This window comes from Tautonia marina (assembly GCF_009177065.1).
Classification (GTDB): Bacteria; Planctomycetota; Planctomycetia; order Isosphaerales; family Isosphaeraceae; genus Tautonia; species Tautonia marina.
This window is the reverse complement of sequence record NZ_WEZF01000004.1, coordinates 1-16,848: the sequence shown is the minus strand read 5'-3', so window position 1 is coordinate 16,848 and position 16,848 is coordinate 1. Positions and strand designations below refer to the sequence as shown.

Annotated in this window: 8 protein-coding genes; 5 read left to right on the top strand and 3 right to left on the bottom strand. The window is 56.5% G+C overall.

Going from position 1 to position 16,848, the window contains the following annotated elements; translation table 11 throughout:
- Positions 1–176 precede the first annotated feature (176 nt).
- The 5 genes from GA615_RS06165 (at position 177) to GA615_RS06145 (ending at position 9,982) form a co-directional block, all read left to right on the top strand.
- The gene (locus GA615_RS06165) at positions 177–1,583 is read left to right on the top strand and encodes a hypothetical protein (RefSeq protein ID WP_152050408.1); all 1,407 of its coding nucleotides are present in this window, start codon (positions 177–179) and stop codon (positions 1,581–1,583) included.
- A gap of 112 nt (positions 1,584–1,695) precedes the next feature.
- The gene (locus tag GA615_RS06160) at positions 1,696–2,682 is read left to right on the top strand and encodes a hypothetical protein (RefSeq protein ID WP_152050407.1); all 987 of its coding nucleotides are present in this window, start codon (positions 1,696–1,698) and stop codon (positions 2,680–2,682) included.
- Positions 2,683–3,091: 409 nt separating this feature from the next.
- Entirely contained in the window at positions 3,092–5,077 is a 1,986-nt protein-coding gene (locus tag GA615_RS06155) for an alpha-1,4-glucan--maltose-1-phosphate maltosyltransferase (protein WP_152050406.1), read from the top strand.
- Between the two features lie 50 nt (positions 5,078–5,127).
- Positions 5,128–8,490, top strand: a complete 3,363-nt coding sequence (treS, locus tag GA615_RS06150) for a maltose alpha-D-glucosyltransferase (RefSeq protein ID WP_152050405.1) — start codon at positions 5,128–5,130, stop codon at positions 8,488–8,490.
- Positions 8,491–8,665: 175 nt separating this feature from the next.
- Complete coding sequence (locus tag GA615_RS06145; protein WP_201750119.1) at positions 8,666–9,982, top strand: Gfo/Idh/MocA family protein; 1,317 nt, start codon at positions 8,666–8,668, stop codon at positions 9,980–9,982.
- Positions 9,983–10,099: 117 nt separating this feature from the next.
- On the opposite strand, the gene GA615_RS06140 is transcribed toward GA615_RS06145, so the two are convergent.
- From GA615_RS06140 to GA615_RS06130, 3 genes are all read right to left on the bottom strand, one after another.
- Positions 10,100–11,833, bottom strand: a complete 1,734-nt coding sequence (locus GA615_RS06140; RefSeq protein ID WP_152050404.1) for an amidohydrolase — start codon at positions 11,831–11,833, stop codon at positions 10,100–10,102.
- A 484-nt stretch (positions 11,834–12,317) separates the two neighbouring features.
- Positions 12,318–13,736: a DUF1501 domain-containing protein gene (locus tag GA615_RS06135; RefSeq protein WP_390622218.1), complete on the bottom strand. Its 1,419-nt coding sequence runs from the start codon at positions 13,734–13,736 to the stop codon at positions 12,318–12,320.
- A 99-nt stretch (positions 13,737–13,835) separates the two neighbouring features.
- Positions 13,836–16,649, bottom strand: a complete 2,814-nt coding sequence (locus GA615_RS06130; RefSeq protein WP_152050402.1) for a DUF1553 domain-containing protein — start codon at positions 16,647–16,649, stop codon at positions 13,836–13,838.
- Between the last annotated feature and the right edge of the window lie 199 nt (positions 16,650–16,848).

Below are 16,848 nucleotides of genomic sequence, written 5' to 3'. Positions count from 1 at the left end.
TCGGTCGGAGCGCCTGAATCGAGCCCAACACTCCTTCGAGTTTACCGACTCTTCGGGAATCGTTCGCAATCTTCTCTCCCGATCAAGGGGTACACGCCCTCGACACCGTCGAGACCAGGGGGTTCTCGACGGTCCTCGGCACAGAAAACTCTCACCATGACGGAGGATTCAGCCCGATGTCGGAGTCTCGTACCAATCAAGACGCAACGAGCCTCAGCCTTTGGGATCGAATTGGTCGAAGCCTGTTCGTCGCCCTCGCGGTCGGCCTGGCATGGGGAATCCGAGGCGACTTCGGCCATTCCATCGGTGCCATGTACCCCGGCGCGGCGCTCGGACTGGCGTTCGCCTGGGTGAGCGGCCAGCGATCTCTGCACCGATGGATGCCCATCGTGGCGGCCCTCTCGGCCATGGGAATCGGCTCGGGTGGGACCATGAGCTACGGGCTCCTGCATGGATACGCCCAGTCGGATACGTTTCTCAACTACAGCTATGGATTCCTCACCCTGTTCCTTCAAGGTTCCGCCTGGGGAACGTTCGGCGGGGCACTCATCGGGTTGATGCTCGAACGTCAGCCACTCCGAACGAGTGAATGGCTGGGGCTGCTCGGGAGCCTCTTTGTCGGCGGATGGCTCGTCTCGCTGGTTGTCGTGAATTTTCTCGGGTTTCAGATCAATCCCCCTCGAAACAACATCTCCGTTGCCTTCATGGGGGCCGCGCTCGGCCAGCTGATCTGGCTGGCGTACAACAACAAATCGATCGGGTTGCGCGGTGCCGTCCTGGGTTATCTCGGGTTTGGACTCGGAATGGCTGGAGGGCGCCTCCTGGGAAATCTGGCCAACGTTTTCCAAGGAGTTTATAATTATAGTATTAATCACTGGAATGTGATGGAAGTCAGTTGCGGGATGATCGGCGGGTTCATCTTCACGTTCGGAATGGTGAACCGGGTCTATCCTGACCCTCCCAAAGAACCTAACATTAAACTCTCATCTTTTTACGGAATTTTGACCGTCCTGGGGTTTCTTCCACTCTGGCATCGGTTGGCTCGCATCATACCCGAGGAGAAACTGCCCGCCTGGTCAGCAACGCTCGCGACCGAAGGATGGGAGCGTCCCGAGCTTCTCGCGCAAACGGTCCTGGGGTTGATTGATGGCGTGTGCGTCCTCGGTTTCGTCGGGGTTGCCCTCTGGTCCTATCTCCACTTTCGAGGCAATCAGCGGTGGCCCGCCTTTCCGATCCTCTGGCTCTCGCTCACGATGCTTCTGTTCCAGAATCTGAATGCTCTCTACTTTTTCAAAGCTCCACAACCCAATACCATCAACATGCATAATGTCTTCTGGGCTCTCATGGCCTTGATGACGATCTACGTCCTCGTTGTGCGGCCGCGGCCCGCTGCCCAGCGTCGGCTTGATCCGGAGGATGGAAGTAACCGAGTTCCCTGGCTCGCCTGGGTCTCAACAGGAGTGATTGGGATGACGCTGATTCTCATCCTGGCGACATGGATCAATGGAGAAACCACCATGGCCTCGGCTTCGACGCGGTGGCCCAACTGGTCCTGGCGTGATGGCCCGTTCCCGGGACGATAACTCCCTTCGGTGCGCATTTCCCATCGCTTGCAAGGGGGAGTCTGGAAGAGTCCGACAAGCTGATTTAACACCGTGGTTTGCTCGATCCATCACCTTCAGGAACCCTCGTCCCATGAGTGCCTTGATTCTCGCAACGTGGTTGTTCGTGGCTCTCCGTCAGGATCTGGATCCTACTCCCGAACCCGTTCCCAATTCCTCCGATGGGGAGTTCGACGCGGCGTTGGAACAGAAACTCCGATCGATGCTCCTCTATCATGGGTTTTCGCAATCAGAAATGGCCAAGGCTACGGGACGCTCGACCGACTTCGTACAACGAGCACTCGACCACTTCAGCATTTCGATGGAGGACCGCCCCAATGCTCCAGACAACGGGCCGCTCCTGATCCTTCCCTACCCCGGTGGGCGACATCCGAGACTTGGGTTCCTTGACGGGGCGATTGATCCCAGGGCCGATACCAAGGTGTCGCTAGTCTCCCCCTGGGCTCCGCAGGAATATGCCGTGGTCGATCTTCCCGAGGCGATCTGGTGGGAGGATGAACTTCTGTTCCTGGCCCATACCCACATTCCCACTCTCTGGACCAGGGCCGGCATCGAGTTGGAACCCGTTCCCTGGGTCACCGATTCTGACGGATCGCTCAGCAATCGGAGGCACCTGCCCAATGGTGTCACGATTGACTCGAAAATTCGTCCCATTCGCCACGGGGTACTCATGGAGCTGAGCCTCTCCAATGAAGGTGAGGTGCCCCTGCGCAAGCTGAGGGCTCAGGTGTGCGTCCTGCTTCGCGGGCTCTCGGAATTCCAAGAGCAATCGAACGACCGGACCACACTGCAACCGCCCTACGCAGCTCGTCGATCGCAAACCACTCCGAATCAGTGGCTTGTGACAGCCTGGGATGATTGTCACCGCGCCTGGGCCAACCCGGAGTGTCCCTGCATTCATTCCGACCCGGTCTTTCCCGACTGCCTTCCAGGCCAAACCGTCACGGCCCGAGGGGTCATTGCGTTCGTGGAAGCCGACGACCTTCCGTCGGCCATCGAATCGGTCCAGGACCTGGACTGGGCCTCTCCAAACGCCATGACACACCCAAAAACTCCATGATTGCATTCTCCAATACCTCGTGTTGTGGCACGAATCTTGCGGAAACCGGCAGCATGTCATCCTGTCGGCCTTTCGCGATGGGATCTCAGGGGAAACCCGAGACCGATCGTTGAGGTCCGTCAGCGAATCAGGCAGGAGAGACATTGACCACCCTCCGAGAGGATCTCAACATAGGGCACGAGCCTGCTCGGTTCAGGGGCTCCTGAGCCATAGAGATTCGATTGGTGGTCGAGTGGCCTTGTTGCGTCTGCGGGAAGACGTCGAACGCTCGATCGTTGATCCGCAGACCAGCCCGGGTGCCGTAGCCCGTCACCCGTGACGTCAACGCTCCATAGCGACTCAATCTTCGTCACGGTTCCGCTGTGCCCTGACTCCTTCGACAAACCCTCACCTTCGAGCCACGAGACTGATGACAGCGACCCTCCAGAGTTCCCCAGTCGGTGCTTCTCGGACACGAGCCCCTTCGAGACTCATCATCGAAGGCGTGACACCGCAAATCGATGCCGGACGGTTCCCGATCAAGCGAACCGTAGGGGAATCGGTGGTCGTGGGGGCCGATGTCTTCGCCGAGGGACACGACATCCTTCGTGTCGTCCTTCGGTTTCGATTCGAAGGAGAGCCGTGGTCCGAGCGTCCCATGACGGCTCTGGGAAACGATCGATGGGAAGCCCACTTCAATGTGGATCGGCTTGGCCGATACGAATATTCGATCGAGGCATGGGTTGATCGTTTCTCGACCTGGCGCGATGAGATCTCCAAGAAAAGTGCGGCAGGTCAGGATATCGGAAGTGAATTGCTCGAAGGTGCCGAACTGATCCGGCTCGCCTCCGAACGCGCCGAGGGGCATGCGATTCAGTGGCTCTCGGAACGGGCCGAGGCCATTCGATCCCCCGGTGATCAGGTCCCTCGAACTTCCCTCGCGCTCGATCCTCAGCTTGCCGAGTTGATGGAACGGTACGACGATCGAAGTGGGGGTGCGAGTTTCGAGAAAACGCTGGGAGTCGTGGTTGATCCGCCCATCGCCCGGTTCGGTGCCTGGTACGAGATGTTCCCACGGTCTGCCTCCCAGGAACCTGGGCACCATGGCACCTTCCGCGACGTCGAGGCACGGCTGCCCTACGTGGCATCCATGGGATTTGACGTCTTATATCTTCCTCCCATCCATCCCATTGGCCACAGTTTCCGCAAGGGGCCCAACAACACCCTGACCGCCGGACCCGACGATCCTGGAAGTCCCTGGGCGATTGGGTCGCCGGAGGGTGGCCATACATCAATTCATCCTGAACTGGGAACGATCGAGGACTTCGATCGCCTCGTGGCTGCGGCAGAGGCCCGCGGCATCAAAATCGCGCTCGACATTGCGTTCCAATGTTCTCCGGACCATCCGTATGTTCGGGACCATCCCGAATGGTTCCGCCATCGCCCGGATGGAACGATCAAGTACGCGGAAAACCCACCGAAAAAGTACCAGGACATTTACCCCTTAGAATTTGATGGTCCCGAGTGGCAGCGTCTCTGGGAAGAATTACGGAATGTTTTTCTCTACTGGGTTGAACATGGAGTCACCATCTTCCGAGTGGACAACCCGCACACCAAGCCGTTTCGCTTCTGGGACTGGTGCATCGCCGAGGTCAAGGAGCGGTGCCCGGAAGCCGTCTTTCTGTCCGAAGCCTTCACCCGGCCGAAGATGATGAAACGGTTGGCCAAGGGTGGGTTCACGCAGAGTTACACCTACTTCACCTGGCGAAACTCCAAGGACGACTTGACTGAGTACCTGACCGAGCTGACGACGACCGAGTGTCGCGAGTACATGCGACCCAATTTTTTTGCCAACACCCCGGACATCCTTCACGAGTACCTGCAAACGGGGGGGCCTGCCGCCTTCAAAACCCGGCTCATCCTGGCCGCCACCCTCACTTCGGCCTACGGGATTTACGGTCCTCCCTTCGAGCAGTGTCTCGGCACTCCGTTACGTCCAGGTTCCGAGGAATACCTGGATTCGGAGAAATTCCAGGTACGGCACTGGAATCTGAACGCCCCTGGCAATCTCAGCGAACTGATCGGGAACGTCAATCGGATCCGGAAGGACCACGTCGCGCTCCAATCCGACGGGAATCTCAGATTCCACCCTGTCGATAACGAATCGTTACTGGTCTACAGCAAGGCGACCCCCGACCGATCAGACGTCATCCTGGTGGTGGTCAACCTCGACCCCTACAATACCCAGTCCGGCTGGGTCGATCTCTCGCTCGATGAACTTGGAGTCTTTGATGGGGACACGCTCACCGTCCATGACCTGCTTAGCGACACTCGGTATCAATGGCGCGGGGCTCGAAATTTCGTCATGCTGGATCCGCACCGCATGCCGGCTCATGTCTTCCATGTGACCCGCTGATTCACGCCTCATCGACTCAATCTTCCGGCTCGGCACACCCAGGTATCCCCATGGCTTCTGCGATTCCGTCCGACCCCTTCTGGTACAAAGATGCGATCATTTATGAACTTCATGTTCGATCGTTTTTCGACAGTAACCACGACGGGATCGGCGATTTTCCGGGTCTGACCGAGAAACTTGACTATCTCCAGGATCTGGGAGTCACCTCGCTCTGGATCCTGCCGTTCTACCCCTCTCCGCTCCGGGATGACGGCTATGATATTGCCAATTATCGCAGTATCAATCCGTCGTATGGCTCGCGGCGAGACTTCAAGGTATTCGTTCGGGAGGCGCATCGTCGAGGCCTCCGAGTCATCAACGAGCTGGTCATCAACCACACCTCCGACCAGCATTCCTGGTTTCAGGCGGCCCGGCAGGCCCCCAAGGGATCGAAGAAGCGCGACTTCTACGTCTGGAGTGATACGGACGAGCGTTATCAGGACGCTCGGATCATCTTCACCGACACCGAAAAGTCAAACTGGACCTGGGATCCGGTTGCTCAGCAGTACTACTGGCACCGATTCTTCAGCCATCAACCCGACCTGAACTTTGATAATCCCCATGTGCTGCAAGCGGTCATCCGAATCATGCGATTCTGGTTTGATATGGGGGTTGATGGGATGCGGCTCGACGCAATCCCTTACCTGATCGAACGAGACGGCACGAATTGCGAAAATCTGCCCGAGACGCATCAAATCCTCAAAAAACTCCGCGCCGCCCTTGATGCGAATTATCGGGACAAGATGTTCCTGGCCGAGGCGAACCAGTGGCCCGATGACGTTCGCCCCTATTTCGGCGACGGGGATGAATGCCACATGGCCTTCCATTTTCCCGTCATGCCCCGAATCTTCATGGCCGTCCGCCAGGAAGACCGCACACCCATCGTCGAGATCATGGAGCGAACCCCCGACATTCCCGAGAATTGTCAGTGGGCAATGTTCCTCCGCAACCATGATGAACTCACGCTTGAGATGGTGACCGATGAAGAACGCGACTACATGTACAACGAATATGCCGCTGACCCGCAAGCACGTATTAATCTTGGAATTCGGCGTCGGCTGGCCCCACTGGTGAATTACAGTCGCAGGCGTCTGGAATTGCTGAACAGCCTTCTGCTCTCATTCCCTGGAACCCCCGTCATCTATTATGGTGACGAGATCGGCATGGGCGATAACATTTACCTCGGTGATCGCAACGGTGTTCGAACCCCGATGCAATGGAGCGGCGACCGGAATGCAGGGTTCTCTCGCGCCGACTTTGCCCGGCTCTTTGCTCCGCCAATCATGGACCCAATCACCGGCTATCAGGCCATCAACGTTGAGGCTCAGCAACGCGACCCTTCCAGCTTGCTCAACTGGATGAAACGAATGATCGCCCTGCGCAAACGCTATCGGGCGTTTGGGCGGGGAACGATGGAATTTCTCAAACCAGAAAATCGCAAAGTACTCGCGTATGTCCGGCGCTACAAGGATGACATCATTCTCTGTATCGCCAACCTATCTCGATTTGTGCAACCTTGCGAACTGGACCTTTCCCAGTTTCAGGGAATGCGACCGATGGAGATGCTCGGCAATACCGAGTTCCCCAAAATCGGCGAACTTCCGTACTTCCTCACGCTCGGTCCACATGCCTTCTACTGGTTCACACTTCACCGCTCAAACGAGCCAACCATTCTCGATCTGACTCCGACCGGCCCCGAGGAAACCGCTGTTCCGACCATCGAGCTTGAAGGCGGATGGGACACATTGCTCAAGGGGCGATCCCGGAAACGACTCCAAACGGAGGTGATTCCTGCCTTTCTTCGCCGACAGCGATGGTTCGCCGGGAAGGCACGAAAATTCCGATCGGTGGAGATCCTCGACGCAACTCATCCAAGGAACCTTCCCGAACGAACAACCATTGTGACCGTCGAAGTCCGGTATGACGACGGTCATGTCGAGATGTATGCTCTTCCTCTTGGGATCGCGACCGGTGCTGGAGGGTTTGATCTGGTTGCACAAGTCCCGAAGTTCGTCCTCGCCATGCTCGAAGGAGCTGAAGGTCAGGCCGTTCTTCACGACGCTATTGCCGATGATTCCTTTTGCCTGGCACTGCTCGATGCCGTCCGGCATCGAAAGGAATTCAGTTCCTCCGCCGGCCGATTTCGTGCCGAGCCGACCTCAGCACTCGCCGAAACTCTCGGAGGTCCTGACGCCGATCTGAAACCCAAGCGGACGACAGGAGAGCAAAGCAATACGAGTATCATCTTCGGTCAGCGCCTGATTATGAAGCTCTTTCGACGCATTGAGTCGGGGACCAATCCTGAGCTTGAAATCGGCCGAGCCTTGACGGAAAAAACGTCGTTCGAAAATTTCCCGAGACTCGCCGGATCGATCGAATATCGCCGTCCTGATACGGACCCGACAACGATCGCCGTGTTCCAGGAGTTGGTTTCGTTCCAATCGGTGGGATGGGAACACGCGCTCGACGAACTCTCACGTTATTACGAATTGATCTTGAGTCGCCCCGAACTCGAACCACCCTCGATCGGGACTTTCGGTCCCCTCGGGCTCGTCGGGACTGAATCTCCGGAAGTCGTTCGAGAAACGGTGGGGGTCTACCAATCCGCAGCGGCCACCCTGGGCAAACGAACCGCTGAACTTCACCGAGCACTCGCCAGCCTTACGAGCGAGCCCGACTTTGCCCCGGAACCCATGCAGCCGAACGATCGGCTTCAACTCGCCCAGGAGATCCGCGCGCAGGTCGAATCCGCGCTGACACTCCTGAAGGATCGATTCGAGACACTTCCGCCTGAGATCCTGTCACTCGCTCGCCGTGTTCTCGATGCCGAGCATGCCATTACCTCGCCGCTTGAATCACTTCCCCAGACGCAGATCGACGCACCGCGCATCCGCGTTCACGGCGATTATCACCTCGGCCAGGTTCTCTGGTCGCTAAATGATTATGTGCTGCTCGACTTTGAGGGTGAGCCCGCAAAATCGATTGAACAGCGTCGCGCGAAGCACTCTGCCATCAAAGATGTCGTCGGCATGCTTCGCTCTTACAGCTATGCCGCGTTCGCAGGGCTGTTCGAAGCGAGCCAGGACCGATCATCTGATTTTGATCGGTTGCTCCCCTGGGCGATCACCTGGGAACAATGGTCCTCAGCATCGTTTCTGGGGGCTTATCTGGAAGTCGCCGAACCCGCAGGCCTGGTCCCGAGTGATCGTCAGCAACTTTCACTTCTGATCGACTGTTACATGCTGGATAAATCGCTGTATGAACTTCAATATGAGCTCAACAATCGCCCTTCCTGGATCAGGATTCCACTTGCTTCGATCGGCCTTCTGATTGAACGAATTCAATCCACCGGCCATCACGCGGAAGGATCGTGAGGAACGATCTCTCGCCAACTTCATCCGGTTCAAAGAGACCTGACCCATTCCTGATGCGGAGAACCTGGGAAACCAGGGCCGACAACGGCGGATTCAAGGGAGACGGTTGCGTTGCCAACCGGAAGGGGTTAGCCTCGCCACAGAGAGAACCTTTCCTCCCTTGAGGACGCCTCAGATGTCGATGCCCCAGATGAACCGCCGCAACGCGCTCAAGGTTATTGGAAGCGCGGTTGCCTTCCCGTTTGTCTCCCGAGGTTACGCCAAATCTCCGAACGAGACGCTCAATCACGCCAGCTTCGGAGCCTCAGGGATGGCACTGGCGGATATCCGATCGCTGACCGCCAGTCCTCATCTTCGCCTCGTCGCCGTCGCCGATGTTGACCTCAACCGCACGGCCGAAGTGAAGAAACTGTTCCCCGAGGTCCGTGTTTATCAGGACTACCGCGAATTACTGGATCAGGAGAAGGATCTCGACTCGGTCAATGTTTCGACCCCTGACCACATGCATGCCCCAATCACCATGCAGGCCATGCAGCAAGGCTTGCACGTGTACACGCAAAAGCCTCTGACGCAAACGATTTACGAAGCCCGTCAGCTTTCTCGGGTCGCCGCCGAAAAGGGGATTGTGAGTCAGATGGGGATCCAGATCCATTCCCATCCGGTTCACAAGTCGGTCGTGGCCACGATTCACGATGGAGCGATCGGCAAGGTTAAGGAAGTTCACAGCTGGAGCGGGAAGCAGTGGGGTGATCGATCACCGCGTCCCGACAGGACCGACCCGGTCCCCGACGGTCTGGACTGGAACGGATGGCTGGGGGTCGCCGCCGAGCGCCCGTATATCGCTGGCTGGTACCACCCAGGAAACTGGCGAAAACGGCTTGATTTTGGTACCGGAACGTTTGGCGATATGGGATGTCACATCCTCGACCCGGTTTTCGCCGCCCTCGAACTGACCGCACCGACTGAAGTACGATCGGAAGGTGGTGCGCCCAACGACCACAGCTGGGGGCTCGACTCCGTGGTCCGATACACCTTCCCGGCCACGCCTCAAACCGCCGAAACCCTGACCCTCACCTGGTACGATGGCGACCGTCGTCCTCCTGAAGACGTGGCAAGACTGATTGGAGATCGCCCGCTCAGCGATCAAGGCTCACTCTACATCGGCACCAAAGGTGTCCTGTACTCCCCTTACATCGCTCCTCCGGTGCTTCTTCCCGCCGAGGACTTTGCCGATTATGAGCGGCCTGAACCCGCTGGCGACAATCACTACCTTCAGTTTGTGGAGGCATGCCGCGGCAATGGATCGACGTCGACCCCATTCTCGTATGCCGGACCGCTCACAGAAATGGTCCTTCTTGGTTGCCTCGCCACCCGTTTCCCGGCCACATCACTCGCCTGGGATGCGGAGGAAATGCGCGTGACTAACGTCGAGGAAGCCAATCGCTTCGTTCGCCGGAAGTATCGCGACGCCTACGCGACCGCAGGTCTATAATCGTGGGGCGTTTTCCTGAAAATCTCGAATCCTGAAGCAAACCAGGGCGGACTCACACTGCCGTGTGTCCGCCCTGATGACTTTCTTGCAAGATCACGGACCGAATCACTCGAAATCTCAATCCTGATGTTCATGGATGAGTTTTCCGCCAAGATAGGTCGCGAGCACTTTCGTCTCGATCAGTTCTTCGCCCGAGCATGTGAGGATGTCTCGATCTAGAAGAACGAAATCGGCACGTTTGCCGGCTTCCAGTGAACCGATTTCATCCTCAAGAAACATAAGTTTGGCGTTATTAATGGTGTAGAACTGGATCACCTGCTCGCGAGTCAGCGCCTCTTCGGGATGGAGTGATCCTTCGTATCCTTTGGCCTGTCGCGTGGTCGCGACCCACATTCCCAGAAATGGGTTGTAAGGATTAATGGATCGGAACGAACCGATCTTCTGCATGTGATCAGACCCGCCTCCCACCGTCACACCGGCCTGAAACAGACTCTGCAGCGGTTGAAAATAGCGGAGGCGATCGTAGCCGAATTGGGCCACGAGAGTACGAGTATCAAGGTAAAGCCAGGCAGGCTGAATGTCCACCACGACTCCGAGGCGGGCCGCCTGCTCGATCGATTCTCGGCTCATGAAATTGGAGTGCGTCAGACACGGCCGAGTCGGAGCAACGGGCAACTCGTTGTTGACTGCCTCGTAGGCGTCAAGCAATGCGTGAACCGCACCATCTCCAACGCTGTGTGCCGTGAATTGCAAACCGGCCCGAACGGTGGCACGCACCAACGGCTGAAGTCGTTCCGGTGGGATGAAGAGGACTCCTCGATACTTCGGATCGTCAATCGAATAAATTTCGCTCACACCCCATGGTTCCCGCATGTACGCGCTTCCGGTTAGCATACCCCCATCCAAAAACATTTTGATTCCAACCGTGCGTAGCATGGAATCGTTGGTGCGGATGGCCTTCTCGGCAACCTGTCGGATGTTGGCCTCGATCTCCTCCAAGGGACCAGAAGAACCAACGGCATGCGAGAGCCCGATGCGGACGGTCAATGCGTTTGCATCATGGAGTCGAGCATACTGCTCCACGGCTGAAGAACTTGCATTTCGATCAATGATCGAAGTAATTCCAACCGAATTGTAATCATAAAAAAGTTCGGTTAACTGTTCGTCCTCTTCGTCTCTCGTGGGCGTTCGTCCAGGGGATTCGGTCTTCACGTAGCGGGTCAGGTTGCGAAGGATTCCCGTAGGTATTCCTGTCTTCGGATCCCGTTCCACCTTTCCAGGGCCTTCGGGCTCGAATGTCTCGTCAATTCCACTCAAGTCCAGTGCGAGCGAATTCAGCGAAGCGTCAGGGCCAGTTGCAAACAGAACCGGATTCCTGGGCGCGGCTCGATCAAGTTCTTCTTTCGTGGGATAACGTTGTTCCTTAAGCCTCGTAATAAAGACTTGGCGTACGATAACCCATTTTCCCTCCCCTAGCAGCTCGGCTCGCTCTTTGATGTATCTCAAAACATCTTCAATCGTCTCCATTTCCGCAATCGGATGATCGAACTCGTGCATTGAAGCACCTGTGGGGTGCGTATGCGAATCGATCAGCCCTGGCACAACCGTGGTGCCCCGCAGGTCGATCACCTGAGTCTCAGGCCCTTGAGTCTCAAGAACCTCGTCTGTGCTCCCCACTCGAAGGATTCGCCCATCCGCGACGGCCATCCCCGTCGCGAGCGCGAAGTCAGAATCCACGGTAATGAGATTTCCATTGATATAAATAATCTCGGCAGTCTGGACACCACGTGCCTGACTGTTCACCCCCAGGAGCACCACTGCAAGGAGCAACCACGGTGACGTTCTGGACATGGGAAGACCTTGATCTCGAACGGACAAGAGGAGAAGAAAACCCGGTAGAGCCTCAGGCCTACTGATCGCTGCGCAGAGAAGTAAACTTTCTGGATCCTGGAAGGCCAACAAACACTGGTTCCGGGAGGCCAGTTAGAGAATTTCTCTGGGCAGCGATCAGTAGGCTGAGCCCCATCTCGACATTGTGGCGGGGAGTTGAATTCACAGCAACGGTCTTCCGTAGGAATCGAAGTACTTGGAGTCACTCGAAGAAGACGATGTCCCGAAGAGTGACTCCGACACAATTCACGAACAAGCTCATGAAAGAAACGATCGAATTTTTTTACTAACCGAACAAATCTATTGTCTTGAGCATGCACAAACTTTTCAATGATCGAATAATTCCCGAACCAGAAGCATTCACAAGAGTCATGCTCGCTCGAAAGTTCCACTTTCGAACATTTTCATGATCTTGTAAAGTGCTCGGCAAACTTTCTGCTAATGTTTAGGCGAGAACATCCTTGATCACACTTCCGTGGACATCGGTCAATCGGAAGTCCCGTCCGCTGTACCGATAGGTGAGACGTTCATGATCGAGGCCGAGGAGATAAAGGATCGTCGCATGCAGGTCATGCATGTGAACCTTGTTCTCAACCGCCTTGTGACCGAACTCATCAGTGGTCCCAATGGCATGGCCGGCCTTGGTCCCTCCTCCAGCAAGCCAAACGGTGAACCCGTCGGGGTTATGATCCCGCCCGGTTCCTTTTTGTTGCGCGTAGGGAGTTCGGCCAAATTCACTTCCCCACCACACCAGCGTATCCTCAAGTAACCCTCGTCGTTTTAAATCAGCGAGAAGGCCCGCGATCGGCCGATCCACCCGACGAGCATGTTGCTCATGCGCAGGCATATTCGAATGCTGGTCCCATGCCGGGTTCGCGGTGCTGTCGCCGTAGGTCACCTGAACGAAGCGGACACCTCGTTCGCAAAGACGTCGAGCCAGTAAACATTGGCGGCCGAAATTGTCTGTTGGTTCCTGGTCAATTCCGTAAAGCTCCCGTGTTTCCGGGCTTTCACCAGAGATATCGAGGACATCTGGCGCGTTCATCTGCATCCGCCAGGCCAACTCGAACGAAGAGATCACTGCCTCCAGCTCCGAGTCGGTGTCCGACGCAAGTTGTTCCGAATTCAATCGGCGAAGGACCTCGAACTGGCGAGCTTGATCCTCAGGAGAAAGCAACGGATTCGAGAGGTTTCGGATCGTTGCTTCAGAAGCAGGTGCCCCCGCTTTCCCGATGGCGGTCCCTTGATACACGGCAGGAAGGAAGGCATGGCCGTAATTTCTGGCACCACCATTCCCGGCCGAGGGTCCAATCGTGACAAACCCGGGCAGATCTTCATTTTCGGTGCCAAGGCCATATTGAACCCAGGCGCCCATCGACGGCCGGATCCCCACCGTCGCTCCACAGTGGAGAAAGAGCGTTGCCGGACCGTGGGCCACTCCCTCGGTATGCATCGAATGAATAAAGCAAAGATCGTCTACGTGCCGATTCAGTTCCGGGAACAACGCTGACCCCCAACGGCCCGACTCCCCATGGCGGGCGAAATCCCAAAGCGGGCGCATGATTCGTTGTTCCGAGCCCTTCATCCCGCTATTGGCAATGACACGAGCATCGTCAAAGGGCATGTCCTTGCCATCCTGGGAATACAAAAGGGGCTTGTAGTCAAACGAATCAACCTGGCTCACACCTCCCTGCATGAACAGAAAGATCACACGCTTGGCTCTGGGAGCGAAGTGAGGAGCTTGTGCCGCGAGTCGATTGGCCGGAGACTCCGCCCTTGAGCGCGATGCCGAGAGCCCAGCCAGAGCGATCGATCCGAAGCCACATGCAGTTGACCTGAGCAAGTCTCGACGATTCAAAGGAATCGGCACGGTATCCTCCACGATTGATCGGGGCGATGAGGGACTCTGCGGACGGTGGAGCCAATTGAGGGGATTAATATAGGGCAGGAAACGCCTTTACGTTCACTGAATAGAGCGAAAGTCAATCGTCGCAAAGATCGATTGCACCAGGAGCGACCATGACCCTTCTTCCGGATGCGTGGGGTCGTTGACGAACCGCGACGCGATCGAGAGTTCTTCCTCCGTGGGTGAACGACCCAGAATCAGTTGATACGCGTAGGAAATGCGATCGTCCACAGCGTTGAAATCCATCTCCAGCAGTCGCGCTGCCGTTTCCTGCGCCTGTTGAATCACAAAGGGGTGATTCATCAGGAAAAGCGCCTGAGTGGCAACGGTACTGGTATTTCGTCGTCCAACAACCAGGCTCGGATCCGCAAAATCGAAGGCCTCGAACACCTCGGGAAGGGCATTCCTAAAGACGGGTTCATACACCGATCGTCGTGTGCGTTTTGATTTAAACCCATAATCCGCAGCAAGGGTTTCCGGAAATGAGGGGCCGCTCATTTCAAGGTCAAGCTGCCCGGAAGCCCAGAGCATGGTATCCCGAATGCTTTCAGCATCCAGCCGCCTCCGATCCATGCGCCATCGCAGCACATTCTCGGGATCGATGCGTTCTGCACTGGGATCGCGCTCCGTCGAAAGTTGGTATGTTCTTGACACCACGATCTTCCGAATGAGTGTTTTGATCGACCAGCCTTCGTTCACGAACCTTACAGCGAGCGTATCCAGTAATTCCGGGTGTGACGCAGAATCGCCGGTCGTACCGAAATTGTCCACGGACGGTACCAGACCCTCTCCCATGAGCCAGTGCCAGACTCGGTTAACCAGGACGCGTGCCGTGAGTGGATTCTGTGGCGAAGCAACCCAATCCGCCAACTGCCGACGCCCGCTTTCATCTTCCGGCAACCGGGGCCCCTTGTCTGACTGGGTCGCAACCCGGAGAAATCCGCGAGGGACTTCCTGGCCAAGGTTGTGAACGCTACCGCGGATGTGAATCTTGAGATCGCGAATGCTATCCTCTTCGACAACAGACATGGCCATGTCTCGTTGTGGAGCATTCTGGCTCAGCGCTTTGAGTTCCGATTCAAGCCTCGCCAGCTCATTCTGCTCAGTCAAACTCGATGGTGCCGAAGAAGCCACCTGTTCTGCAGGAATCCAGACCACGGCATCAGCGGTCACATGCCCCCGAGTTCCCTCGTTCGAGATCTGAAGATATGCCTGACCATTTGCTTCGAATCGAAATTCACCTATCCTGAGATAACGCCCCTCAATCGGTGGCTGCTGCCGCATGTCGATGGTATGGTCCGACTCCCCCTCCGCACTCAAAATCGTGATGGGTACGGCTGAAGCTCGACTCGCACCCGGAGAGTAAGCGATCCAGACCTCGAATAACCCCGCCTTTGAGAGATCTGGCTGGAACGTCAGTGTCTTCTCACCTTTGCCCTGATTGTCGTCGTGCAGATACCCGGACCCGATGAAGTTCCCTGAGTAAGTAGACGATTTCCATTCGCCGACGCGATCCGCCTGTTCGTCGTCCACGACAATTCCCGGGACATCCTCTGGCTCTAGAATTCCTTTCCCCGCTTCCGAATTCTTAAGCGATGCTCGAAGTTCCTTGATCTGTGCTTCCAGAGCGGAAACGGACTTTTCATGAGCCACGATGACTGCTTCCCGATCCGCTTCCATGGGCAAGGGAACTTCGATCCATGCCGAGACATTTGCGTGGCGCATCGCCTTGGCATTGCTCAAAATTCCTGCGAGTGCATAGTAGTCGCTGGTGGGAATGGGATCAAATTTATGATCATGACATCGCGCGCAGGAAATTGTTTGCGCCAGAAGTGCTTTTCCGATGGTCTCGATCTGCTCGTCCACCATGTCCATTCGAAGCTGTTCTTTGTCCTGTTCTTCCAGGTTGGTATTCCCGAGGACAAGAAACGAGGTGGCTACAATTTGACGGCGACGATCTTCAATCGTTTCTCCGTCAAGAAGATCGCCGGCAATTTGCTCTCGAACGAACTGATCGAATGGCATATCCTCATTGAAGGCATCGATCACATAATCCCGATAGCGCCATGCTTCCTTGAACACAAGGCCCCTCAGCGTGAGGGATTCCCCAAAGCGTGCCACATCAAGCCAGTGTCGTCCCCATCGTTCGCCGAAATGAGGAGACGCCAAGAATCGGTCAACGAGGTCTTCATACGCGGTCGGCGAGCGGTCCAGAACAAAGCGTTGGATCTCTTCCGGCGACGGTGGCAAGCCAACCAGGTCGTACGAAAGGCGACGGATCAGCGTGATCCGGTCGGCATCAGAAACCGGTCGCAATCCTTCGGCTTCCAATCGAGCAAGGATGAAACGATCGATGTCATTCCGAGGCCATGTGGAGTCGTTCACATCCGGAACAGGAGCGATCCGAGGGGGCTGATAGGCCCAATGGTCTCGACCCGCCTCAATGTCCATCTCAGCGCTTCGGGGAACCGCTCCATCCCCCGTTCGAGGATCGGGTGCCCCCTGTTCGATCCACGTTACAAAATCGTTGACGATGGTCTCGGGAAGCTTCCCTTCCGGCGGCATCTGAAGCAGATCGTAGCGCAACGCATCGATCAGAAGGCTTTCGTCCACGTTTCCGGGCACCACTGCCGGACCACTTGCCCCTCCCAGCAGCAACCCTTCCCGATGATCGAGCAGGAGCCCTCCCTTCAGTTTTCCTGCTTGATCGGCCTCGACCGAGTGGCACCGATAACACTTCTCGATGAGGACCGGCCTGATCTTTGTCTCAAAGAATTGGACCCCCTCACCATCGGTGCTGTTCCCCGACGCGAATCCTGACATTTGACCAATCAAGAGAAATACATGCAGCCAATTGATGAAGGGTTTCATTCGGACATCTTCCTCGTCTTCGTCACTGGACGAGGCAAGGCGAGTCATAGGGCCTGCCAACCAGTGGTATTGAGGGCCTCGCCCCAAGCATCGTTCTGGAGGGTGAACGCAACTCGTTGTGTAGTATCTCAATTGGACACCATCGAGCACCCAGGTTCAAGCAGTCCCGAGTTTAGTTCCTCTCTGCAGGATGTCTGTT